Source organism: Polaribacter sp. Asnod6-C07 (assembly GCF_045063625.1).
Taxonomy (GTDB): domain Bacteria; phylum Bacteroidota; class Bacteroidia; order Flavobacteriales; family Flavobacteriaceae; genus Polaribacter; species Polaribacter vadi_A.
The window spans coordinates 3,710,651-3,732,485 of record NZ_JBEFOF010000005.1 but is presented as its reverse complement, the minus strand read 5'-3'; the positions used below and the strand labels follow the sequence as shown (position 1 = coordinate 3,732,485).

Annotated in this window: 22 protein-coding genes, 1 tRNA gene and 2 pseudogenes; 9 read left to right on the top strand and 16 right to left on the bottom strand. The window is 27.1% G+C overall.

The window, feature by feature from the left end; genetic code table 11:
• Positions 1-124: 124 nt before the first annotated feature.
• A complete protein-coding gene (locus tag ACJJVK_RS16255) occupies positions 125-952 on the top strand; it encodes a hypothetical protein (RefSeq protein ID WP_405567951.1) in 828 nt (275 codons plus the stop codon).
• A 343-nt stretch (positions 953-1,295) separates the two neighbouring features.
• Here ACJJVK_RS16255 and ACJJVK_RS16250 read toward each other — a convergent pair whose 3' ends face one another.
• Positions 1,296-2,300 carry an IS110 family transposase gene (locus tag ACJJVK_RS16250; RefSeq protein WP_405567949.1) on the bottom strand — a complete coding sequence of 335 codons (1,005 nt, stop codon included), beginning with the start codon at positions 2,298-2,300 and terminating at the stop codon, positions 1,296-1,298.
• A gap of 381 nt (positions 2,301-2,681) precedes the next feature.
• Here ACJJVK_RS16250 and ACJJVK_RS16245 point away from each other — a divergent pair.
• Positions 2,682-3,236, top strand: a pseudogene (locus ACJJVK_RS16245) (REP-associated tyrosine transposase).
• A 180-nt stretch (positions 3,237-3,416) separates the two neighbouring features.
• Here the strand turns inward: ACJJVK_RS16245 and ACJJVK_RS16240 are convergent.
• From ACJJVK_RS16240 to ACJJVK_RS16210, 7 genes and pseudogenes are all read right to left on the bottom strand, one after another.
• Positions 3,417-4,280, bottom strand: a pseudogene (locus ACJJVK_RS16240) (DUF6371 domain-containing protein).
• 37 nt (positions 4,281-4,317) lie between these two features.
• A complete protein-coding gene (locus ACJJVK_RS16235) occupies positions 4,318-4,518 on the bottom strand; it encodes a hypothetical protein (protein WP_405567947.1) in 201 nt (66 codons plus the stop codon).
• A gap of 40 nt (positions 4,519-4,558) precedes the next feature.
• Positions 4,559-5,554 carry an AAA family ATPase gene (locus ACJJVK_RS16230; RefSeq protein WP_405567944.1) on the bottom strand — a complete coding sequence of 332 codons (996 nt, stop codon included), beginning with the start codon at positions 5,552-5,554 and terminating at the stop codon, positions 4,559-4,561.
• Positions 5,555-5,565: 11 nt separating this feature from the next.
• Positions 5,566-5,784: a hypothetical protein gene (locus tag ACJJVK_RS16225; protein ID WP_405567941.1), complete on the bottom strand. Its 219-nt coding sequence runs from the start codon at positions 5,782-5,784 to the stop codon at positions 5,566-5,568.
• Between the two features lie 201 nt (positions 5,785-5,985).
• Positions 5,986-6,963: a hypothetical protein gene (locus ACJJVK_RS16220; RefSeq protein WP_405567938.1), complete on the bottom strand. Its 978-nt coding sequence runs from the start codon at positions 6,961-6,963 to the stop codon at positions 5,986-5,988.
• Positions 6,960-8,324, bottom strand: coding sequence for a tyrosine-type recombinase/integrase (locus ACJJVK_RS16215; RefSeq protein WP_405567936.1), 1,365 nt, complete (start codon positions 8,322-8,324; stop codon positions 6,960-6,962). Before ACJJVK_RS16215 ends, ACJJVK_RS16220 begins: the two co-directional genes overlap by 4 nt.
• 53 nt (positions 8,325-8,377) lie before the next feature.
• Positions 8,378-8,451 (bottom strand) — tRNA-Met (locus tag ACJJVK_RS16210).
• A gap of 110 nt (positions 8,452-8,561) precedes the next feature.
• On the opposite strand from ACJJVK_RS16210, the gene ACJJVK_RS16205 reads away from it, so the two are divergent.
• Positions 8,562-8,945 (top strand): START-like domain-containing protein, encoded by a 384-nt coding sequence (locus ACJJVK_RS16205; protein ID WP_405567934.1) that lies wholly within the window; start codon positions 8,562-8,564, stop codon positions 8,943-8,945.
• A 104-nt stretch (positions 8,946-9,049) separates the two neighbouring features.
• Entirely contained in the window at positions 9,050-9,883 is an 834-nt protein-coding gene (locus ACJJVK_RS16200) for an aminotransferase class IV (protein WP_215995277.1), read from the top strand.
• Here the strand turns inward: ACJJVK_RS16200 and ACJJVK_RS16195 are convergent.
• From ACJJVK_RS16195 to ACJJVK_RS16175, 5 genes are all read right to left on the bottom strand, one after another.
• Positions 9,880-10,437 carry a YqgE/AlgH family protein gene (locus ACJJVK_RS16195; protein WP_405567932.1) on the bottom strand — a complete coding sequence of 186 codons (558 nt, stop codon included), beginning with the start codon at positions 10,435-10,437 and terminating at the stop codon, positions 9,880-9,882. The two genes, ACJJVK_RS16200 and ACJJVK_RS16195, sit on opposite strands and share 4 nt — an antisense overlap.
• Before the next feature lie 78 nt (positions 10,438-10,515).
• Positions 10,516-10,812, bottom strand: a complete 297-nt coding sequence (locus ACJJVK_RS16190) for an HU family DNA-binding protein (RefSeq protein ID WP_303436773.1) — start codon at positions 10,810-10,812, stop codon at positions 10,516-10,518.
• 164 nt (positions 10,813-10,976) lie between these two features.
• Positions 10,977-11,921 (bottom strand): methionyl-tRNA formyltransferase, encoded by a 945-nt coding sequence (gene fmt, locus ACJJVK_RS16185; protein ID WP_405567929.1) that lies wholly within the window; start codon positions 11,919-11,921, stop codon positions 10,977-10,979.
• Between the two features lie 5 nt (positions 11,922-11,926).
• On the bottom strand, positions 11,927-13,816 hold the full coding sequence (locus tag ACJJVK_RS16180; protein WP_405567926.1) for an ATP-dependent DNA helicase RecQ: 1,890 nt from the start codon (positions 13,814-13,816) through the stop codon (positions 11,927-11,929).
• Positions 13,813-14,364, bottom strand: coding sequence for an AAA family ATPase (locus ACJJVK_RS16175; protein ID WP_405567923.1), 552 nt, complete (start codon positions 14,362-14,364; stop codon positions 13,813-13,815). Before ACJJVK_RS16175 ends, ACJJVK_RS16180 begins: the two co-directional genes overlap by 4 nt.
• Positions 14,365-14,616: 252 nt before the next feature.
• On the opposite strand from ACJJVK_RS16175, the gene ACJJVK_RS16170 reads away from it, so the two are divergent.
• From ACJJVK_RS16170 to ACJJVK_RS16150, 5 genes are read left to right on the top strand one after another with little or no spacing between them, the layout of a single operon-like run.
• Entirely contained in the window at positions 14,617-14,898 is a 282-nt protein-coding gene (locus tag ACJJVK_RS16170; RefSeq protein ID WP_215995273.1) for a DUF493 family protein, read from the top strand.
• A gap of 4 nt (positions 14,899-14,902) precedes the next feature.
• Complete coding sequence (locus ACJJVK_RS16165; RefSeq protein WP_405567920.1) at positions 14,903-16,537, top strand: peptidylprolyl isomerase; 1,635 nt, start codon at positions 14,903-14,905, stop codon at positions 16,535-16,537.
• The gene (locus ACJJVK_RS16160) at positions 16,537-17,385 is read left to right on the top strand and encodes a hypothetical protein (RefSeq protein WP_405567917.1); all 849 of its coding nucleotides are present in this window, start codon (positions 16,537-16,539) and stop codon (positions 17,383-17,385) included. The genes ACJJVK_RS16165 and ACJJVK_RS16160 overlap by 1 nt, the downstream gene beginning before the upstream one ends.
• A complete protein-coding gene (locus tag ACJJVK_RS16155; RefSeq protein WP_405567915.1) occupies positions 17,351-18,730 on the top strand; it encodes a peptidylprolyl isomerase in 1,380 nt (459 codons plus the stop codon). Before ACJJVK_RS16160 ends, ACJJVK_RS16155 begins: the two co-directional genes overlap by 35 nt.
• Positions 18,730-19,683 (top strand): AAA family ATPase, encoded by a 954-nt coding sequence (locus ACJJVK_RS16150; RefSeq protein WP_405567913.1) that lies wholly within the window; start codon positions 18,730-18,732, stop codon positions 19,681-19,683. The genes ACJJVK_RS16155 and ACJJVK_RS16150 overlap by 1 nt, the downstream gene beginning before the upstream one ends.
• On the opposite strand, the gene ACJJVK_RS16145 is transcribed toward ACJJVK_RS16150, so the two are convergent.
• Genes ACJJVK_RS16145 through ACJJVK_RS16135 form a run of 3 tightly spaced genes read right to left on the bottom strand, consistent with a single transcriptional unit; the run spans position 19,680 to position 21,776 of the window.
• On the bottom strand, positions 19,680-20,240 hold the full coding sequence (locus ACJJVK_RS16145; protein WP_405567911.1) for an RsmD family RNA methyltransferase: 561 nt from the start codon (positions 20,238-20,240) through the stop codon (positions 19,680-19,682). The genes ACJJVK_RS16150 and ACJJVK_RS16145 overlap by 4 nt on opposite strands.
• Positions 20,240-21,073 carry a DUF3822 family protein gene (locus tag ACJJVK_RS16140; protein ID WP_405567908.1) on the bottom strand — a complete coding sequence of 278 codons (834 nt, stop codon included), beginning with the start codon at positions 21,071-21,073 and terminating at the stop codon, positions 20,240-20,242. The genes ACJJVK_RS16145 and ACJJVK_RS16140 overlap by 1 nt, the downstream gene beginning before the upstream one ends.
• Complete coding sequence (locus ACJJVK_RS16135; RefSeq protein ID WP_405567906.1) at positions 21,042-21,776, bottom strand: hypothetical protein; 735 nt, start codon at positions 21,774-21,776, stop codon at positions 21,042-21,044. Before ACJJVK_RS16135 ends, ACJJVK_RS16140 begins: the two co-directional genes overlap by 32 nt.
• Positions 21,777-21,835: the final 59 nt, after the last annotated feature.

The window sequence follows — 21,835 nt, the reverse complement described above, 5'->3', positions numbered from 1 at the left end:
ATGTAAAAGTAAAAATAAACCCAGTATAATTGGTCACTATTTTGACAAAAGTAATAACATTATTTATCAAGTTAAAAAAGACAAAATAGTTTATTATAACTTTTTAGATTCAACTAAAAACATTATGAATTTAAAATTAAAAAAGAATAAACTAGAAATAGGCAATAAATTATATGATTTCTTTAATTATTCAAATGATTCAATTAAACTTTTTAATTTCTTAGAAAATAAAAAAGATATTACTCTTGTAAAATTTATTTATAATAATTTTGATATGAATGACTTAAAAAACACATGTTGGAAAATAGAAAAAGATTCTTCTAAATTTTATAAATTTTTTGATAAGGAAAATACAGTACATAATTTTCTATTAGAAAAAAATAATACATCAACTGAAGTTCTATCTTCAAATAAGTATACAGGCAATTTTTTTAATAAATTTCATTTTTTTTCAGATTTTTTACCTTACACTGTAGTAAGTTGTGATAATAATTCAATAACTCTTATTTATTTACATTCAAGTGGAGGAAATGCTAAATATTTTCTCAAAAAAATCAATAAAAATCCTATAGACTCCTTATTGATTGGAAAGTGGAGAAATACAAATAAGTACAAAATTAAAAAACAAGAACTTAACTTATTAGAAAAAATTTCTAACTATCAAGTAATTAATTATAAATCTAATAAATTTGATTCAATAAAAAAAAGTTTTGATTATTCTCAGATTATTATATCAAAAGATTCACTTACTAGGATTTTTAATAATGGTTCTTTTTCTGACCCTAGTTATTTCTTATTTTATAATTCTAAAACTAAAATTCTATTTTTAGATAATCAGAACAAAAAACCTCAATTTTTGAATTTTAAAGAGATATCTAAAGATACAATATTAGTTAAAATTTCTGACCCAAGTTTACTGTATGAATATTCAAAAGTTAATAAAAAATCTTAGTAGACTTTCTTGGTAATGTCCTAAATTGGCACTTGAAAAAGTAAGTGCTATGAAATGTAAAAAATGTAATTCAAAGAATTATATCAAAAAAGGGCTAAGAGATAATAAACAGATGTTCTATTGAAAATATCTAAAAAATATAGTTTTATCAAGAATGCTAACGATTAGTAAGCAAATTAAAATCCCCAGCTGGCGCTAGTATAACACGATAGTGCATTCTATGGGTAAAACCAAATAAAAACTGATAAATTTTGGAGGCATTATTGAAATAGAATAACTCTCGAAAAGTCGAGTTATTTCCAGTTCAACAATCCAAAAACATCATTATGTATTTTTTAAATTTTTAGGCAGCAAAATTATGTATGTTTACATAAGGTTGCTGTCTTTTTATTACCGCAAAAACACGATGTAAAAGCTTGTTTCTAATATTGTTTAAGATTAGCATTTTGTTTTTACCTTCTTTTACTTTATTTTCAAAATATGTATTCATTTGATGGTCATGTTTTTTAGCGTTTAAAGCGCACATATTTAGTAGTGATTTTAATTTTTTATCTGCCAAATGGCTTACTTTGTTTCTACCTTTAATGCTTGATCCAGATTGATATGGAAAAGGAGCTACACCAGCATAACAAGCTAATTGTCTAGCGTTCTCAAAACAAGTAAAACCTTTAGTGACGATTAGTAAATAAGTAGCAGTTTGTGGTCCAATTCCAGGGATACTCTGTGTTAGTTCATAATCTGTTTTAAGCACATCATTAGTTTTTATAATATTTAATATTTGAGCATCTATAAGTTTTAAATTTTTCCTAAGATTTTTAAGAATGCTAGTGTTCGATTTTAAAAATTCAGAAAGCATTTTTTTAGGTAAAAACAGTTCCGTTTCTTTATTGTTTTGAAATTGACGAATAGCTTTAGTGATTTTTTCTCTCTGAGTATGTAGCAGTTTTAATTCAGTTAAGTGTTTTTCTGTAGCTACAGAAAGTTTTAATTTATACTTATTTGTTATGGCATATTGAGCAATTACTAATGCATCCTTTTTGTCTGACTTACCTCTTTTAATACCAACGGATTTATGAATCTCTAGAGCTGATAAATTGCAATAGTCCATGTTTAATTTTTCAAGAGAGCAGGCTAATAAATATCCATAAATCCCTGTATTTTCAAAAGTAACTAATACATTTACTATGCTATATTTATTAATTATTTTTTTAAGAAATAAATTAATTTTAGTCTTTGTATTGTCTATAATTTGATGCTGTAGTATTGTCTCTGAATTAGCGTTAATACCAATGATATCTAATTTTGATTTAGAGATATCAATTCCAATAATGAGTGAATAATTTTTCATATATTTATGATTAAGAATTAATAAAAATGTTGAACTTCTTTAGAGCCTTTATTAGATCTTGAATCTATCATTCTATTTGAAGCTATTCAACGGTAAAAAAGAGAAGTAAAGGACTAATGCACTAGATGGTTCTTGGTAAACTAGCTAGCTGTTCTAGTTCACCTTTACTTTTCTTTTTAAAGATAGTTGTTTTTCAATAAATTACCTTATTACAAAGTAAAGGCTATTATTTACTAGCACCGTCAATAATAATAATAATAATAATAATAATAATAATAACCAGATGGCGCGGATATATCTTCACAAAAGTGATAGCTCGGAATTGTATTCCGTGCCCACCCAGTAATGCGTTAATTTTTGTATTTTGCAGTTAAAAATTGAATGTCTACAAAATACAAAGCCACAGTAATAGGTAACGCTTATTTTATCACCATAACTACTGTAGGTTGGGTAGATGTTTTTACCCGATTACAACAGCGTTATATTTTAATAGATGCATTACAACATTGCCAAAAAGAACGAGGTCTAGAAATTTATGCATATTGTATAATGTCTAGTCATTTGCATATGTTATGCAAGAGTTCAGAAAAAGAGCCTTTATCTAATATCATAAGAGATTTTAAGAAGTTTACTTCAAAAAAAATAGTACAAACTATAATTGACTAACCAGAAAGCAGACGAGAGTGGATGTTACGCTATTTTCAAGAAGCCTGTGCTCATTTAAAAAGAAAACAGCATTTTAAAGTCTGGCAAGATGGTTATCATGCAGAACATATTTACTCAAATGAATTTATCAAACAAAAACTCAATTATATCCATCAAAATCCTGTAGTAGAAAAAATTGTTGCATCAGCAGAAGATTATGTTTTTAGTTCTGCAAGAAATTATGCAGACTTAAATAGTGAGTTGGCAATTATAAAGTTAGAAATCTTTTAATGTTATTCTTAATAAGTGATATTCTAGTACCAGAAATTATCAAGAAGATAATACTGTTTTAGAAATAGATGAAACAGGCTTTATAATATAAATTAATTATATCTTTGAAAAAAAATAAAGGAATAGTAAGACTTTTCTTGTAAATGTATTATAGATTTAAAATATCATACTTTACAGTGTTTAATTTAAATAATCCACCAAATCACCACCATCTTCAATATCCAAAATTTCTAATAAATCACTGCATTCAATTTGAAAACCTTTTGAGTTTAAAGTCTTTGCAGTTTCATTCCATTTAGAGTATTCTGTTTTATCAGGATAAACAATAATTGTATAGTCTTTAATTGGTGTCAATAACTTTTCTTTAAAACCTGTTTTACTACCAGTAGCCAACCAAAGATAATCAGGAATTAAAAGGCTCATAATTATGGTAGTTTTTTCAGATTCTACAATGCAAATAGTATCACTTTTAGAAATGGTATTAATTAGATGTAACCCAAATAAACACTACTGTAATACAAAATGGGATAGTTTTAATTGTTTGTGCATCCAACTAACATGATTAAAAGGAGTTTTTATTCTTTTGCCTGAAATAGAGTTGTATAGCATTATTTTTCCTCCTCTAATTTTATGGTTTTCATCAATCTGCCAAAATATGGTTGCACCAAACCAGTAATTTGTAGTACCAATGTGATACTTTTCTACAATACGTAATACATCTTGTTGCATAAAATGCTTGTTTAAATAAGTAATAAAATTGCTTTGTTGTATGCTGTTTGCATATTGTTGCAATAGATTTTGGTTGTGATACGTAGTTTGTAACAGATTTGTATTACAATTTGTATTACAAATAGTAGAAATTGTATTACCTGATGATTTTTTAAAATAACCACATTTACTTTCCCTGTCACATCTGCCAATAGTAGTATCTAAATAAAGGTTTGTTTTATTGTTGATGTATTCTACAAAACTCTTTTTATTGCAATTTGGGCAAGTGAATTTTCTACTTGTTTTATCTAAACTGTATTTGTAATTTCTGTTCATCTTATAAAATTGGTACGAATCGTACTTTTCGTACTATTTATTTGGTACGATTGGTACGATTTTTTTTAATGTGATTTTCTAATAAATAGCGTAAAGCATCTTCTTTGGTAAACTCTGGGAGTTTATTTCTAATCTTTAAGTTGTTTTTATTAATATCAGTTCTGAGTATATTGTATAGCTTTATAAACTCTTCTTTAGGAAGAGCTTTCGCTATGTTATATACATCAGAAGCAACCATATTAAAGTTCTAAATTTTTTCTTCTTTTTCTAATTTCTGCTTAAGAGTAGCCTAGTCTGCTTCCAATTTTATCATTTGTAAGACCTTCAGCAACTAGCATTTTTATCTGATCATTTATTTGGTCAGAGCTTATTTTGTTACCAGTTTGGAGATGGTTTTTTTCAGAATCAAAGCCTTCATAAAGAAATCTTAAAAAGTTGGTTTCTTTATCAATACTGCATAATATGATATTGTCAGAATCATAGATATGTTCTGTGTTTCGCTGCTTTATTTGCTTAATATATCTTAAAGAGGTGTCTTGAGAACTTTTGCCAATTGTAAAACATCTATCACAAAAATTCATCAACATTTTGCTGCCTGCTAAATCATTTTTTGTGATGGGTTTAGATTCATCTCTTTTTGGGGTATGGGATAATACTAAAATTGATACACTATTAGTTCTTGAGATTTGTTTTAGCGTTTTCATCAATACCAAAGTGTCTTTGGCTTTTTCATTTTCAGCACTTAAAAAGGTAAGGTTATCAACAGTTAAAATTGATACTTGATTTTTAGAGATACTTGTAGGTAAAGTATTACAAAGGTATTCTTCAAAATTCTTATATTGATTTGGTAATCTCGAATCAGTATTTAATTCAGCTCTTAAAAAATTATCATTAAATTGATAATGATTCGTAAAATTATCTGAATATCTATTTTCAAATTGTTTATCAGATAACTCAAAATCTAAATACAATACCTTTCTGGCAGAACCTTCTAATTTGAAACCATATATAGCTTTTCCTTTGCTTAAGCTATCCGCTATTTGAACAGCAAGTATTGATTTACCTAAATTAGTATCAGAAAATAAAATACAGACTTCATTCTCATACCAAAGTTCGCTAAACAGCATATTTGGTATTGGTCTATTTTTTGCTTCATCAACCCAAGTATTGGCTTCTTTTACAATTAAACAACCTGCTTCTGTAGTATTGGAGTTTAATTTTTGTTGGTGGATATTAATATCCTTAATAATCAAATCGACTTTTTCTGATACCATAGTAAATCGATTTATTGATTAAAATGATCATTATTGGAATCATCTAGAAAAACTTCGATAGGTGTTTGACTATACATAATAATAGTATTGTCAACGTCGTAGTAATTTTCTATAAAATCGGTAATGATCTCTCTTATTAAATGAGATACTTTAATTTCTTTCTTCTCTGCAATAAATTGCAATTCAAGCTTAGTTTCTTCTGAAATTCTAAAATTGATGGTTTTTTCCATTTTACTTTTTTTAAACATTAATAGTTAAATAAATGCTTGCTAAAAAGTAAGGTGATTTTACATCAATAGATAACTACCTAATTAACAAGATTTAACTAGGTGCAATATTGTGATACAATATATTTTGTAAAAGGGAATAAAAAGGTTACTTATAGGTGAATTTAGGTGAAAAAAGTGGCGACTAGGGTATTTGAGTGAAAGTTATGGTGAAGTAATAAACTTATCCCAATCTTCTTTAATTTTTATCACCCTATTTTTATGTTCATTATTTGTGGGATCACTTAACTGAATTTTTCCAAAATTGAAATTAAAATTTTTTATAATCAATTCAGCAAATAAATCTGCTGATGTTTTTTTTATTTTTATTTCATCTTTAAAAAAATAGAATAAACTTACTACATATGCACGATTTCTATTTTCCTCACATATTAGTTGTTGCTCAATAAACTGAACTTGTTTTAGTGAATGGAATTTACTTGAATATTCTTCAAAAATAAGGCTTGATTTAGGTTTTGGAGTGAAAATGTCATCATCTTCAAGCTGATATTTCCTATTTAACTCCAATATGATTTTTAAATTATTCTCAAACTCAAATATTTCTCTAATCATTGAGTTATTTTCAAATAGGGTTCTGTTGAAGTATTCATTATCTCCAGCCAAATATGGAATCATTAACTCTGATTTTTTTTCAAGATTTAAAAATAAATATTCTTTGTGCCTTTTGAGTGATTCAAAGTTTGTAGCTGGTATTATATTTCTATTTTCATCAAATTTTAAATTAAAACTAGGATTGATTTGTATATTATTATAATAAATGTTAAAATATTCTAAGGCAATTTTCTTACTTTCTAAAAAATTCAAACCAAATGTGTCTTGATAAAATTTTAAATTAAAAGTAATATGTTTTCCAAGTCCTGCTTTGTAGTGAGTTAAAAGAAAAGTATACAGTTCCCTTGTAACTTTGTTTGAGTATACTAAAATTTCATCAGTTTGACTTAATTGACCTTTGGCACTCCATTCTCCTAATGTATCTGTCTTTTCGAATTTACCTGAGAAACTTTTTGATATAAATCTTTCGCAAATATTATTTTCAATTAGAAAATCTGCTATTAGGTCTATATTGTTTGTTCTATATAGTTGGTTGGGTAAAATGTTGTAATATTTTTTCTTAATCATCATTTTAATAAATTTGAATAATCTTCTGGTAATACAGCATCAATATCTCTTAGGTACAATTCTAAAGCATCCATTGTTGCGTGACCTGTAATTAATTTCAATTTACTTTTCACCTCAAAAGGTGTTCCAGTTTTAGCCATTTCTTTATACAATTTGGTAATAAAGGTATGTCTGAAACTATATAAACCGTAATCTTTTCCCAAGCCAAAATGATCTTTTACTTTTTTAAATTGTTTTGAAAAATAATCACGTTTGTTATTTTCTTTAGTATCCCATTCCCCTCCAATTTTAGTAGGAGTAAACAAATAATGGTTTTTATCCATTTTAGAAATATCAGGGAGTTGCTCTATTAAAATATTAGGTATAATTTTCGTTTTAACAGCCTTGTTTTTGGCTCTAACATAGATTCTTTTGTCAACTAAATCGATATCACCAATTTTTAGTCGGCAAACTTCTACAGGTCGCAAGTAATTGTAAGACACAAATTGAACAAACAAATGTAATACAGGCTCTTTTTCTTTTAGATATTTGAAAATTTCTTTTTGTTCAGTAGAGGTATATGTTTTGTTTCGTTCAGGATTTGATTTTAATACATTAATTTTCTTGACAAAATTATCTTGTATCACTTCATTGTCCTCTAAAGTTTGAAATAAAGAACTGATATCTGTTCTTGTATTATTTCTATTTCTAGCACTTGAATTTTGTAATACAGTATTCAAATATTGTATTACAACTTTTTTAGTGATGATAGAAATGTCTCCTTTTGGGTCTATCTTTTGCTGAATTAACCATTTACTAAACCTATTTATTCTTCCTTTAAAATTTTGATAGGAGGTTGCACTTAAAACATTTGATTTGGTTTGAAGAACCAATTCGAAAGATGACTTAATAGAGTAGGTAGGTAGTTCAGGTTTCTTTTCGGTAACTATTTGGCTTTCTTTTTGATTCGTATTGCTCTTTTTTGTTTCCTTTTGTTCAGAATTTTCAGAAGAAAGTAGGTTTTCAATAAATTCCTCCAATGAAGTATTATCTTCATAAGGGTTGTAGCCATTTTTTAGAATAAACTCTAAGCTTTCTTTAAGTTGAATTAAAATGTGATATCTACTTTTTTTGTCTTTATAAAGGTTAACCCCTGCTTTAATATTAGTTTGTCTTTCTAGCTTACCTGTATTTGGGTTTCTGTAAGAATAATAGATGTACCATTTTTTTGATAAAGCTTCTTTTTTAGCTTTCGCAGAAAGTTTAGACCAAGTAGTTATATCTACTCCGCCAGTAAAGATTTTTGGCTCAGAATAATTCAGTTTCATAGGTAAATCGTGTACTCTATCGTGTACTCTTTGTAAAAGTAAGAAAAATGAAGGCATAAAAAAAACGAATTGTGAGACACAATTCGTTGATTTAATTAGCTTTAAGCTTGTAGCGAAGACGGGATTTGAACCCGTGACCTCAGGGTTATGAATCCTGCGCTCTAACCAACTGAGCTACCTCGCCATTTATATTTGAGGGTGCAAATATAATAGATTTTTGCATTCTGGCAAGTTGTGTTTAAAATTTTTTTTAAATAGAATTAATACCTATCTTGTCATCTAAAGTTAAATTAAATGGATAAAGTTAAATTCGAATTGGAAATACCAGTTCATGCCTCCCCAAATATGTTGTATCAATACATATCATCACCTTCTAATTTGCAAGAATGGTTTGCAGATAGTGTAAATTCTAGAGGTAAAATTTTTACTTTTAGTTGGGATGGAACAGAAGAGGTAGCAGAACTTGTTACGAAAAAATCTGACGAAAGAATTCGCTTTAAATGGGTAGAAAGCGAAGATGATGAAAGTTTTTTTGAGATAAAGATTCAAGTTGATGCTCTAACAAAAGATGTATCACTCATTATAACTGATTTTGCAGAAGACGAAGATGAAGTTGAAGAATCTAAGCAACTTTGGGAAAATCAAATAGATGAGTTAAAACATACAATTGGAGCTTAAATATAAATTTATATAATTTAAAAACTCAACTTTAAGGTTGGGTTTTTTTGTGCTTTAAATCTAACAAAAAACACTAATTTTGCATTCACAAAAAATAACTGTAGATGATTAATTTTAATGGTGAATTACTTTTTAGTGAAAATGTAAAACTATCTTCTGATAATAGAGGTTTTAAATATGGTGATGCAATTTTTGAAACCGTAAAAGTAAATAACAATAAGGTTGTTTTTTGGGAAGATCATTATTTTAGATTAATGGCTTCTATGCGAATGCTGCGTATGAAAATACCAATGCAATTTACTTTAGAGTTTTTACAAAAAGAAATTTTAAAAACTGTAGCAGTGCAAGATAATGCAGCAACATTTAGAGTTCGTTTAAGCGTTTTTAGAAAAGATGGTGGTTTATATACTCCAAAAACTAATGAGATTAATTATTTAATTGAAGTTAAAGAAAGTAACTATCAAACTAAAGAAATCTATAAAGTAGATGTTTTTAAAGATTTTTATAATTATTCAGGTTTGTTATCTACCATAAAAACCAATAATAGAATGGTAAATACTCTAGCTAGTATTTATGCTGATGAAAATGAATTAGATAATTGTGTTTTAATTAATGAAAAGAAAGGAGTAGTAGAGGTAACAAATGCTAATATTTTTATTTTAAAAGGAAATACCATAAAAACACCAGCTCTATCAGAAGGATGTGTAAAAGGAATCTTAAGAATGAAGGTTATTGAGTTAATTGCAAAGAATACAGAGTATACTTTAGAAGAAACAAGTATTTCTCCTTTCGAAATTCAAAAAGCAGATGAGGTTTTCATTACAAATGCTATTATGGGTATTCAGCCAGTAACCAACTATAAAAAGAAGCAGTTTTCTGTCGGTTTTGCCAATAAAATAAGTAAAAGCTTAAAAGTATTAGAGGTAACTTCTAATTAATTTAATTGAATATCACTAGGAGCATTTGCCCAAAGTTTGTAATCTCCACCTTTTTGAAGAATTTTATTTCTCCAAAGAGAATCTCCTTTTTTAGAAAAAATATTATCAATATCATTTTCAGAAATAAACCAAGAATTTATGTTTATTTCATCTGTAAGTTGATGTTTACCCCATCCAGAATAGCCTAAGAAGAATCTAATATCAGATTTTTCTAATAAATTATCGTTTAATAACTGTTTTAAAGAGTCAAAATTACCACCCCAATATATACCATTTGCAACTTCTACGCTTTCTGGTATTAATTCTGGTACTTTATGTACAAAGTATAAATTATCTTGTTCTACAGGTCCACCTTGATAAATTGTAAAGTCAGAGTCAATTTCAGGGATTAAATCTTGCAATGTGTAATCTAAAGGTCTGTTTAAAATAAAACCTACAGAATTATAATCTGTATGTTCAGTAATTAAAACGATAGCTCTGTTAAAAGAGCTGTCGTTTAAAATAGAAGGTTCAGCAATTAATAATCTTCCTTTAAGCGGTTTTAAATAGGGCATAAGTAAAAGTAGGTAAAATATAGGAATAAAAAAAACTCTCTTAAAAAGAGAGTTTTATTATAAATTATATTGTAATTCTTAGTTTACAGCATCGCTTAAACCAGCTCCTGCTTTAAACTTTGCTACATTTTTAGCAGCAATTTCAATAGTTTTTCCTGTTTGAGGATTTCTACCTGATCTTGCAGCTCTGTGAGAAACAGAAAAAGTTCCAAAACCAACTAAAGCTACTTTTCCTCCACCTTTTAAAGCAGAAGTTACATTATCTGTAAAAGATTCTAAAGCTGCTTTAGCTGCTACTTTAGAGATTCCTGCATCTGCAGCCATTGCGTCGATTAAATCTGACTTGTTCATAATAAATAAATTTTTAAAATTAATTGTATATTTTTTATTGCTAAAAAGCTTAACAAATATAGACGGATTAAGGGTTTGCGCAAATTTGTGTCTATAAAAAACACTATTTTGTTGATAAATAGCCCCAAATTGTTAATAAGGGAAGTTGAAAAAGTGAAAAATCGTTAAAAAGCTTGTCAGTAAAGGAGTTAGAGCATTTTTGCATTTTCAGCAAAACTGAAGCCATTTAGTAGGCTAGTAGCATCCATTTTTTTCTTTCCTGCAAGTTTAATTTCTCTAATATTGATAAATCCATTTTTAACGGCTACTTTAATTTCTTTTTTAGAAATAACTAGCTTACCAAATTCATAATTATGCATTTCTACTACTTTGTCAATAGCGTAAATTTTAGCAGAAATCTCAACATCTCCGTTGTTAATCAAAGTCCAAGCTGTAGGAAAAGGATTTAAGCCTCTAATTTTATTATATATACTGTCTAAAGAATCAGACCAATCTATTTTTGTGTTTTCTGGATTTAGTTTCGGAGCCGATTTTTCTTCTAACTCAGGTTGTTTTTGAGTGCTTATATTTCCTTTTTCAATTAAATCTACAGTTTTAGCAACAAGATCTGCACCTAAAAACATTAATTTATCATGTAAAGATCCTACAGTTTCTGTGTCATCAACATTAATTTCTTCTTGTAAAATGATTTCTCCAGTGTCAATTTTATCATCAATAAAAAAAGTTGTAACACCTGTTTTTGTTTCTCCATTAATAATTGCCCAATGAATTGGGGCAGCACCTCTGTATTCTGGTAATAAAGAAGCGTGTAAATTAAAAGTACCCATTTTTGGCATTTGCCAAACTGCTTTAGGTAACATTCTAAAAGCAACTACTATTTGCAAATCTGCGTTTAAGCTTTTTAGTTCTTTATTAAAGTCTTCGTTTTTTAAATTTTTAGGTTGTAGTATTTTTAAATCTTTAGATAATGCATATTTTTTTACAGCAGACTCATTTAATTTTCTTCCTCTTCCTGCAGGTTTATCTGTTGCAGTTATTACACCAACAACATTATAATTATTATCTACTAAATGTTTTAAAATTGTTACTGCAAAATCTGGAGTTCCCATAAAAACGATACGTAAATCTTTCATAAATTTTATTTTAAATGGTATTTGTTTTGATGATTTATCTGCACTTTATTTTCAGATAATAACATTCGCAAATGTATTAAAATGTCTTTTTCATTTGCTTGTAAATTCTGATTTATTTCTTGTGATGTTAAACTCGATTTTTTTGCTAAAAGCGATAAAATATTCGAAGAAATATCTTGAGTTTTTGTCTTTTTTTCTGATAAACAAACATCGCAAATTCCACATTTTTTGGTTGATTTTTCATCAAAATAATCTAAAATTTGAATGCTTCTACAAGTATTATTATTCTGAATATAGTTTAAGAAATCATTAGATTTTTTTTGTTTTTGTTTTAAGAATTGTACTATTTCTTTAGAGTATATATTTATAGTTCTATCATCTTCTCTTGGTACTAAAAAACGGATTTCAGCATCAGTTTTTACGCGCTTATAAGTTAAGATATTGTCTTGCTGTAAACGTTCTAAATGTGCAATTACTTGTCTAGAAGTGCTATTTGTTTTCTTTGCTAATAGAAATTCATCTACTTTAACTTCTTGTTGAAATAAACCTGTGTAAGTTCTTAGAAATGTGTCTATAAAATTCTTAGTATAGATATTGTTTATAGTGTAAGAAATAACCTTTTTACTACTTGAATTAAAAATTACAGTAGATTTTTGATTGAACGTATTTGAGATTTCTAAGATACCATTATTTGACAATATTTTTAAAACTGAAGTTACTTTTTTTTGAGAAAATTTATAAGTTTTACAGAATTCAGAAATCTGAAAATGAAACATTTCTTCTAAAATTTCGCCTTTTGAAATTCTAAAATATTGATATAATTTTCTGTGAATTTCTTTTACTTCTGCTAAAGATGGTAGCTCTTTTTTAAGTTGATTTTTATGAATTAAAATATCGCTATTATTTTTTAATAAAACCGCAAAAGATTTTTTTTCATTTCTACCTGCTCTTCCAGATTCTTGAATGTAGTTTTCTATAGAAAAAGGCAAATCAAAATGTACAACAATGCCAACATTTGGTTTGTCAATTCCCATTCCAAATGCATTGGTTGCAACAATTATTTTTGTCTTTTCAGACATCCAATTTTCATAAGCAATTTGTTTTTCTGCTAAAGATAATCCTCCATGATAAAAACTACTTTTAAAATTATTTGCATTTAAAAAGTTGGCAATGTCTTTGGTTTTTTTTCTCGAATTTACATAAACAATTGCGGGTGATTTTGTCTTCGTAAAAATCTGAATAAGCCTCAATAATTTATCTTCAATATCAAAAATTTGATACGCTAAATTTTCTCTAAAAAAAGATTTTTTAAAAAGTTGAGGTTGTTTTAATTCTAGATTTTTTGCAATATCTTCTAATACTTTTTTATTGGCAGTTGCTGTGAGCGCAATAAAATTTATATCTGGCTTTAGTTCTTTTAGTACTTTAATATTTCTGTAAGTTGGTCTAAAATCGTGTCCCCATTCAGAAATACAATGAGCTTCATCAATAGCAACAAAACTTATTTTAAGTTCTTTAATTTTTTGTTGAATTAAAGAGGTTTGAAGCCTTTCTGGAGAAATGTATAAGAATTTAAAATTACCAAATTTTATATTATCAAAAAGAGTAATAATTTCATCTTGTGATGCTCCAGATTTTATAGTTGTCGCTTTTACACCTCTTTTCTTTAGGTTTTCTACTTGATCTTGCATTAATGCAATTAAAGGAGAGATTACCAAACAAACACCTTCGTTTATTAAAGCAGGTACTTGAAAACAGATCGATTTTCCACCTCCAGTTGGTAATAGTACAATTACGTCTTTTTTTTGTAAAACAGCATTTATTATGTCTCCTTGTGGTTCTCTAAATGCTGTATATCCCCAATATTGTTTTAGTATGTTTTTAGCAGCAATCATAAATCGCAAGAAAGCGAATTTATAATATAATTGGTTCTTTCATTTGCAGGGCCAAAAGGGATAGTTATAATTCTATAGCCCAATTCTGAGTAAGCTTTAATTAAAAATTTATCAATAGCAATAGATTCTTCAAAAGATTCGTAACGTTCGTTGTCTGTAGTATGAATCTCTTTCCAAGGAGAAAAATGAAAAACGATATCATATTTAAATTCCTTGCTTTTTTCTATAAAAAAAGAAGGGTAATCAGTTTTAAAATAGTTAAGATATGCGTAAACATCAGGTATACCTCTATCAAAAAAAACTAAATTTTCTTTGCTATTTAAGGCGTCAGAATACTGTTCTTCTCTGCCCTCTAAAAGCATTTTGCTAAACAGAAGTGGTTCTGTTAAAAATAATTGTTCAATACCTTTTTCTCGTGCTTTTAAGGTTACAGCTCTAGAAACTTCATCAAAACAAAAAAAACCTTTTTCTTTTAAAGCATTTAAAACAGTTGTTTTTCCTGTTCCTGGACCACCAATTAAAACAATTTTTTGCTGATTTTTTTGCAAGTATTTAATTTTATAAATTATTAAAAGTCAATAGAATTTTAAATTTATTTGTAAAAATTCTATAATAATGTTGTTCTCATTAAAATTTAAATCTAAAATAGAGATTTTTTACTTTGATAAAATTAAAAATCTGTTATTTTTGAAATTTGCATTTAAGTGAGATCCACAAAAATAAATCATTCGCTTTATAAAACTAAATTTTAATGTAATTTTGTGCTTGCTATTTGTTATTAGTAAAATACAATTATAAATATGAGTGATAAAAATGCTTTTTATACTAAATTAAAAGGTCAGTTAGAAGATACAACAAAATTTCCTGCTGATTATATGTACAAATTTATTGTACCTACTGATGGTAATCAGTTAGATGAAGTGCAAACTATTTTTGATAATAAAGGAGCAGTAATAAAAACTAAGAAATCTAAAACTGGCAAATATATCAGTATTACAATAGTTTTAAAACTAATAAATGCTGATGAAGTGATTGGTTATTATAAAAAAGTTGAAAAAATTAAAGGAATTATATCATTATAAATTTATGAAAAAGTTAGTATTATTAGTAGTTTTATGTTTTTCTAGCGTAGTTATTGCACAGAAGAAAGATAAAGGGTTGTTAACAATTGATGGTAAAGTAACAACAGTTTCTGATTTTAAAAGGGTTTACGAAAAAAATCTAGACGTTATTGATAATGAAGAAGCTAAGGATTTAGAGAAAAATTTAGAATTGTATATTAATTACAAGTTAAAAGTTAAAGAAGCATATAATATTAAGTTAGATACTTTGCCTTCTTATATTAAAGAAATGGAAGGTTTTAAAAATCAACTTTCTGCACCTTATATGCAAGATACTTTATTTATTAATAAGTTGGTTAAAGACGCATATTTTAGAACAAAAAATGAAGTAAAAGCAAAACATATTTTAATAAGAACGCCAAAAATTCCATCACCAAAAGATACTTTGGCAGCATATAAAAAAATAACTGAAATAAGAAATAGAATTTTAAAAGGTGAGGATTTTGAAGCTGTTGCAGAAGAAACATCAGAAGATCCATCTGCAAGAGATGATGATAAAAGAAAACGTAAAGGTAACAAAGGTAACTTAGGTTATTTTTCTGCTTTTAAAATGGTTTTTCCTTTTGAAGAAGCTGCATATACAACAAAAGTAGGGGAGGTTTCTAAACCATTTAGAACACGTTATGGTTACCATATTTTAAAAGTTGATGATGTAAGACCATCTAAAGGAGAAGTAGAAGTTGCACATATTTTGTTAACTAAAGAAACAAAAAATGCAAAAGTATTAATAGATTCAATTTATAATGAATTAGAAAAAGATGTGCAGTTTAAAGCTTTGGCTAGAAAATATTCTAACGATACTGGCTCTAAATCTAAAGGAGGTAAACTAAGAAAATTCGGAACAGGAGTTATGGTAAAACCTATAGAAGATGTGGCTTTTAGTTTAGAAAAAGAAGGTGAATATTCTAAACCTTTTCAAACTCGTTTTGGTTGGCATATTGTACAGTTAATAAAAAAACATCCAGTACAATCTTTTAATGAAATAGAAAGAGAGTTAAAAAACAAAGTAAAATCTGGAGAAAGAGCTCAATTATCAGAAAAGGCTGTTATCAATAAACTAAAGAAAAAATATACAATTTCTGAAAATAATATTGCAAAAGAAATTTTTGATAATGATAAAATAAGAACAATTGCAAAAGATTCTTTACAATCAGTTTTGTTAACGATAAATAAAAAAGAAATAAAACAAGAAGCATTTGTTAACTATATTAAAAATAGAAAAAATAAACCTGTTTTTGAATTATTTAATGATTTTAAAGACCAAGAAATTTTAACCTATTACAAAGCAAATTTAGAAAAAACGGAGCCTGAATTTGCTAATACATTACAAGAATATAAAGATGGTTTATTACTTTTTGAGTTAATGCAAAGAGAAATTTGGGAAAAATCATCTAAAGATACTTTAGGCTTAAAAAATCATTATACTACTAATATTACCAAATACCATAATAAAGAGTTTAAAAAGGTGAAAGGTGAGGTTATGAATGATTATCAGAACTATTTAGAGAAAAATTGGATTGCAGATTTAAAAAATAAAAGTGTTATTAAAGTAGATAAAAAACAACTTAAAAAATTAATTAAATTTTACAATAAAGGTTAATGAATAAATATGCAGTTCTTTTTTTAATGTTGTGTACATTTATTTCTTGTGATTATTTAGAGGTGCAAGAAAAAGAAAAAACAACATCAGAAATTGTTGCAATTGTAAACACAGAAAAACTTTTTAGAGAAGATTTAAAAAGTGTTTTACCTACTAGTTTAAATAAGCAAGATAGTATTGTTTTTGTTAGAGGTTATATTAACGACTGGGCTATAAAACAGTTGTTGCTAAAAAAAGCAGAAACCAATAGTTCTCTAGAAGACGTACAAGAAATAAACTCGCTTGTAAAAGATTACAAAGAAAGTTTATTGATTAACAGTTATAAAGAAAGATTAATAAAGCAACAATTAGATACAATTATTGATGATGATGAGATTGATCTTTTTTACACAGAATATAAAGAAAACTTTAAGTTAAATGAAGAGCTTTTAAAAATAAAATATCTTCATTTTGATAACAATATTATCAACAAAAAAGAAATTACAACACTCTTTAAATCTGATAGTATAGAAGACATAGAAGCTTTAGAAAAACAGCAATTAAGTTTTAAGTTTTATCAATTTAACGATTCAGTTTGGACGCAATTAGATAAGGTTTTGTTAAAACTGCCCTTTTCTAAAGAAAACCTGTTAAAAAAAACAAAATTTGTTCAAAAACAAGATTCATTAGGTTTATATTTGGTCGCTATAAAAGATGTATTGGTTAGAAACGATATAGCACCATTAAGCTATATAAAACCAACCATAAAACAAATGATTTTACACAAACGTAAAATCCAATTAATTAGAGATATAGAAAAAATATTAGTAAAAGATGCAACAAAAAATAACAATTTCAAAGTATACTAAATTAACGCTTTTAACAGCCTTTTTTGGGTTGATTAGCATCGCAAATTTTGCACAAGTAAAAATAGATGGTGTTGCAGTAGTAATTGGTAAAAATATTGTTTTAGATTCTGATATAGATAAATTTAAGCAAGAAATTGAAGTACGTTCAGAAGGTAAAATTAAAATTTCTGATTGTGAAATGTTAGAAGAGTTAATGCAACAAAAATTATTAGCACATCATGCAATTATAGATAGTGTTACAGTTGCTGATTCAGAAATTACAGATAGAGTAGACAGAAGTGTACAGTATTTTACGCAACAATATGGTTCTGTAGATAAAGTTATTAAAGCCTATGGTTTTAATGATTTAGATGATTTAAAAAAGGAATTATATACTGTTCAAAAAGAAAATATTTTAATAGAAAAAGAGCAGTTAAAAATTACAGAAAAAATAGATGTTACTCCAGAAGAGGTACGTATTTTTTATAATGGCTTAAAAGAAAAAGGAGAATTACCAGAATTTTCTGCAGAAATAGAATTGGCACAAATTGTAATTAATGCAAGCCCAGCTAAAGAAGAAACTGAAAGAATTTTAAATAAGCTTAATGAGTTAAAGAAAGAAATTGAAGATGGAGCTCCTTTTAAAATGAAAGCAATTATTAATTCTGATGATCCAGGTGTTACTAATAATGGAGGTAGATATGAGATTACAAAAGAATCTCAATTTATTAAAGAATTCAAAGAAATGGCATTTAGTTTAGATGTTGGTCAAGTTTCTAAACCCTTTAAATCTGACTTTGGTTATCACTTAATGCAATTGCATGAAGTTAGAGGTAATATGAGAGTTGCATCGCATATTTTAATGCAACCAGATGTGCCTAGCTCTAAACTAGTAGAAACTAGAGAAAAAGCAGAAGAAATTGTTAAAGACATAAATTCAGGTAAAATTACATTTGAAGAAGCTGTTAAAAAATATTCTGATGATAAGGAAACTAAAAATAATGGAGGTTTAATTATTAACCCTTATACAGGTGAAGCTACTTTCGATTTAACAGGTATGGATCCTGCTTTGTATGCTAGAGTTGCAGAATTAAAAAAAGGTGAACTTTCTGATGTGTTTTTTGATCAAAATAGAAGTGGAGAAAAAATGTATAAGTTCATTATAATGAGAGATAGAACAAATACACATATTGCAGATTTAGTCAATGATTATGTTAAGGTACAAGAATTAGCTTTAACAAAAAAGAAAGAAGAAACTATAGATAAGTGGGCAAAAGAAAAGATAATGGATACTTATATTAAAATGGCAGATGCTCATAGAAAATGTACTTTTATTAAAAATTGGAAAAAAGAAACAGGTAAATAATGTCTGATGTTAAAGCTGTAGATGATTTAGTCTTAAAATACAAATCATTAAAATCTGAAATTGGTAAAGTAATTATTGGGCAACAAGAAGCAGTAAGTTTTACTTTATTGTCTATTTTTTGTGGTGGTCATTCACTTTTAATTGGTGTACCAGGTTTAGCCAAAACTTTATTGGTAAATACAGTTTCTGATGTTTTAGGTTTAAAATTTAATCGAATTCAATTTACACCAGATTTAATGCCTTCAGATATTTTAGGAAGCGAAATTTTAGATCAAAACAGACAGTTTAAATTTATAAAAGGTCCAATTTTTTCGAATATTATTTTAGCTGATGAGATTAACAGAACTCCACCAAAAACACAAGCAGCTTTATTAGAAGCTATGCAAGAGCGTTCTGTAACAGTTTCTGGAAATCATTATAAATTAGAATTACCATTTTTTGTTTTAGCAACACAAAACCCAATTGAGCAAGAAGGTACTTATCCTTTACCAGAAGCGCAGTTAGATCGATTTATGTTTTCTATTAATTTAGAATATCCAACGTTTAAAGAGGAAGTAGAAGTTGTAAAAAGTACTACAAGTGCTATAGCTCAAACAGTAAACGGAATTCTTTCTGCAGATCAAATTATAGCGATTCAAAAATTAATTAGAAGAATACCAGTTACAGATAATGTAATAGAATATGCAGTTAGTTTGGTTGGTAAAACAAGACCAAAATCTGATGCAGCAACAGAAATGGTAAAAAGCTATTTAGATTGGGGAGCAGGTCCAAGAGCCTCTCAAAACTTAATTTTAGGGGCAAAAGCACATGCAGCAATTAACGGAAAATATTCACCAGATATAGAAGATGTAAAAGCAGTTGCTATACCTATATTATCTCATAGAATTGTAAAAAATTACAAAGCAGAAGCAGAAGGAATTACAATTGCTGATATAATTAACTCTTTGCTTTAGTCTTCTTTTTCTGCTTCAACAGAATTTTCAAAAAAGCTAAACACATTTCCTCCATAACGTTTATCATAACTATGGTTTTTGTGTATAGTTAAATCTGTATGTTTAGAGTGTTCTATGATTAGAATACCATCTTCTTTAAGTAAGTTTTTTTCAAAAACAAGATCTGCAATTTCTAAAAATTTTTCAGCCTCAAAGTCATAAGGAGGGTCAGCAAAAACAATATCAGATTGAATAGAAGTTTTATTTAAAAATTTATACACATCACTTTTATATGTGTTTATATCAAAATCAAACTCTTTTGCAGTATTGTAAATGTATCTAATACAATTGTAATTTGCATCAATAGCATAAATGTTTTTTGTACCTCTAGAAGCAAATTCATAGCTAATATTACCTGTGCCAGAAAATAAATCAAGCACAGCAATGCTATCAAAATAATAATGGTTATTTATAATATTAAATAAACCTTCTTTAGCCATGTCTGTTGTAGGACGAACAGGTAGGTTTTTAGGTGCTTTTAATCGTCTTCCTTTAAATTTTCCTGATATAATTCTCATTATCCTAACAATATATAATTTGATTGATTTGGTAAGTCTAAATCATTAAAAATGGTGTTTTCACTTTCTAAAATAAAAACATTTTTTATATACTTATAAGCAATTTTATAAATATCAGATTCAGAATTAATTTCTCCAATAAAATACAATTTAAATTCTTCTGTATTTAATTGAGTTTGCTCTGCAGTAAATAATATGTAGTAGACAAAATCTTCTTTAGAAGCATAACCAAATGTATTAGATAAGATTAGGTTTTTATCTTCTATGATGACAATATCAAAACTATTCTTATCAACATTTACATACATTACTTTTTCATCAGAAGTATGTTTGTTTAGAAGTTTATCTATTAATAAAGTTAAATGATGATTAAACTCAAACTCACCAAAATTCTGAAACAAATAATTGTTGATGTTTACAAAAGGTATGTAAACATTTTTAGCTTCAATATTAGTAAGATCATCATAAGTTATAAAATCGTTTTTTAACGTTTTAATATTATGTTTTAAGTAAGCATCTAAGTTATTTTCATCAAAAAAAACATTTGGTACAAGTGTAGATAAGTTATTTTGATGAATTGCATCTACTTTAGCGTATTCTAGCTGAAGGTTTGCATCACTTTTAAAAATAGATTCTATTTTATTTAATAAATCTACAGGCGAATTTAGAGTGTCATCAAATAAATATTCTGTAAAAAATATTTTTTTTTTAGTTTCTAAATCTGAGATACAAAAAGAAAATCCATCCAAACTAAATTGGATGGATAATTTTATATCCTTTATTTTTTGTAAAGATGTTTTGCTACTCTTTTTCTGCACCGTCTTTTCTATCATAAGAAGGAGGCCAGTTACCACCTGTAGAAACTTCTTCTAAAGATCCTACAGAAACATATTCTCCTTTAATTTGTACAGATTCAATAGCCTCTAATTCTTGTTTAATTAAAGATTTGTTCATTCCTTTTAAAATACCTGTTTTAGGAGTTCTAGCTCTAAATGTAGGTACAACTAAACCTTGTACTTTTTCTACAGAACCAACTTCTAGTTCAAATTCAGTACCTTCTACACCAGGAACTTTAAACATATCATTATACTTTCTACCTTTAAAGTACTTTAATACAGGTTCGTAACCAATTGTATCTGTTACTCTTACTTCTTCATCTACAATAATACCACCACCTTTATTAACTTTTTCTATAACAGTTTTAGTTTCTGTTAAAGCTAATTGAGCAGTATCAATAAATTTAATTAAACCAGCTTTATCTTTAGTGTAAACACCATTTACTTCGTAAAACTTAACTTCTGCGTCTCTAATAATTTTTAAGCTTTTAATAACAGGATTGTATTTTTCAACTTTTTCTTTAGCAAATTTGATAGGTTCCATAATACCATCGTATATTTTAACACCTAAAAAGATTGCTAAAACCAACAATAAGATAGAAGGAAGCCATCTTAGTTTTAAAGGTAAATATTTAACTATAATAAAAGCGATAAGAACTGATACCAGCACAGCTCCTATAATCATTAGTATTAAATTCATTTTTTATTTGTTTTTTAATAGTGTTATCGCAAATCTACAATTTTTTTTCAATGATAAAA

Excerpts from the sequence above, each read along its gene's own strand:
- ACJJVK_RS16255 (WP_405567951.1), top strand. The coding sequence starts at position 125 with ATGAATTTAAAATTAAAAAAGAATAAACTAGAAATAGGCAATAAATTA.
- ACJJVK_RS16250 (WP_405567949.1), bottom strand. The coding sequence starts at position 2,300 with ATGAAAAATTATTCACTCATTATTGGAATTGATATCTCTAAATCAAAA.
- ACJJVK_RS16235 (WP_405567947.1), bottom strand. The coding sequence starts at position 4,518 with ATGGTTGCTTCTGATGTATATAACATAGCGAAAGCTCTTCCTAAAGAA.
- ACJJVK_RS16230 (WP_405567944.1), bottom strand. The coding sequence starts at position 5,554 with ATGGTATCAGAAAAAGTCGATTTGATTATTAAGGATATTAATATCCAC.
- ACJJVK_RS16225 (WP_405567941.1), bottom strand. The coding sequence starts at position 5,784 with ATGGAAAAAACCATCAATTTTAGAATTTCAGAAGAAACTAAGCTTGAA.
- ACJJVK_RS16220 (WP_405567938.1), bottom strand. The coding sequence starts at position 6,963 with ATGATGATTAAGAAAAAATATTACAACATTTTACCCAACCAACTATAT.
- ACJJVK_RS16215 (WP_405567936.1), bottom strand. The coding sequence starts at position 8,324 with ATGCCTTCATTTTTCTTACTTTTACAAAGAGTACACGATAGAGTACAC.
- ACJJVK_RS16205 (WP_405567934.1), top strand. The coding sequence starts at position 8,562 with ATGGATAAAGTTAAATTCGAATTGGAAATACCAGTTCATGCCTCCCCA.
- ACJJVK_RS16200 (WP_215995277.1), top strand. The coding sequence starts at position 9,050 with ATGATTAATTTTAATGGTGAATTACTTTTTAGTGAAAATGTAAAACTA.
- ACJJVK_RS16195 (WP_405567932.1), bottom strand. The coding sequence starts at position 10,437 with ATGCCCTATTTAAAACCGCTTAAAGGAAGATTATTAATTGCTGAACCT.
- fmt (WP_405567929.1), bottom strand. The coding sequence starts at position 11,921 with ATGAAAGATTTACGTATCGTTTTTATGGGAACTCCAGATTTTGCAGTA.
- ACJJVK_RS16180 (WP_405567926.1), bottom strand. The coding sequence starts at position 13,816 with ATGATTGCTGCTAAAAACATACTAAAACAATATTGGGGATATACAGCA.
- ACJJVK_RS16170 (WP_215995273.1), top strand. The coding sequence starts at position 14,617 with ATGAGTGATAAAAATGCTTTTTATACTAAATTAAAAGGTCAGTTAGAA.
- ACJJVK_RS16165 (WP_405567920.1), top strand. The coding sequence starts at position 14,903 with ATGAAAAAGTTAGTATTATTAGTAGTTTTATGTTTTTCTAGCGTAGTT.
- ACJJVK_RS16160 (WP_405567917.1), top strand. The coding sequence starts at position 16,537 with ATGAATAAATATGCAGTTCTTTTTTTAATGTTGTGTACATTTATTTCT.
- ACJJVK_RS16155 (WP_405567915.1), top strand. The coding sequence starts at position 17,351 with ATGCAACAAAAAATAACAATTTCAAAGTATACTAAATTAACGCTTTTA.
- ACJJVK_RS16150 (WP_405567913.1), top strand. The coding sequence starts at position 18,730 with ATGTCTGATGTTAAAGCTGTAGATGATTTAGTCTTAAAATACAAATCA.
- ACJJVK_RS16145 (WP_405567911.1), bottom strand. The coding sequence starts at position 20,240 with ATGAGAATTATATCAGGAAAATTTAAAGGAAGACGATTAAAAGCACCT.
- ACJJVK_RS16140 (WP_405567908.1), bottom strand. The coding sequence starts at position 21,073 with ATGATAGAAAAGACGGTGCAGAAAAAGAGTAGCAAAACATCTTTACAA.
- ACJJVK_RS16135 (WP_405567906.1), bottom strand. The coding sequence starts at position 21,776 with ATGAATTTAATACTAATGATTATAGGAGCTGTGCTGGTATCAGTTCTT.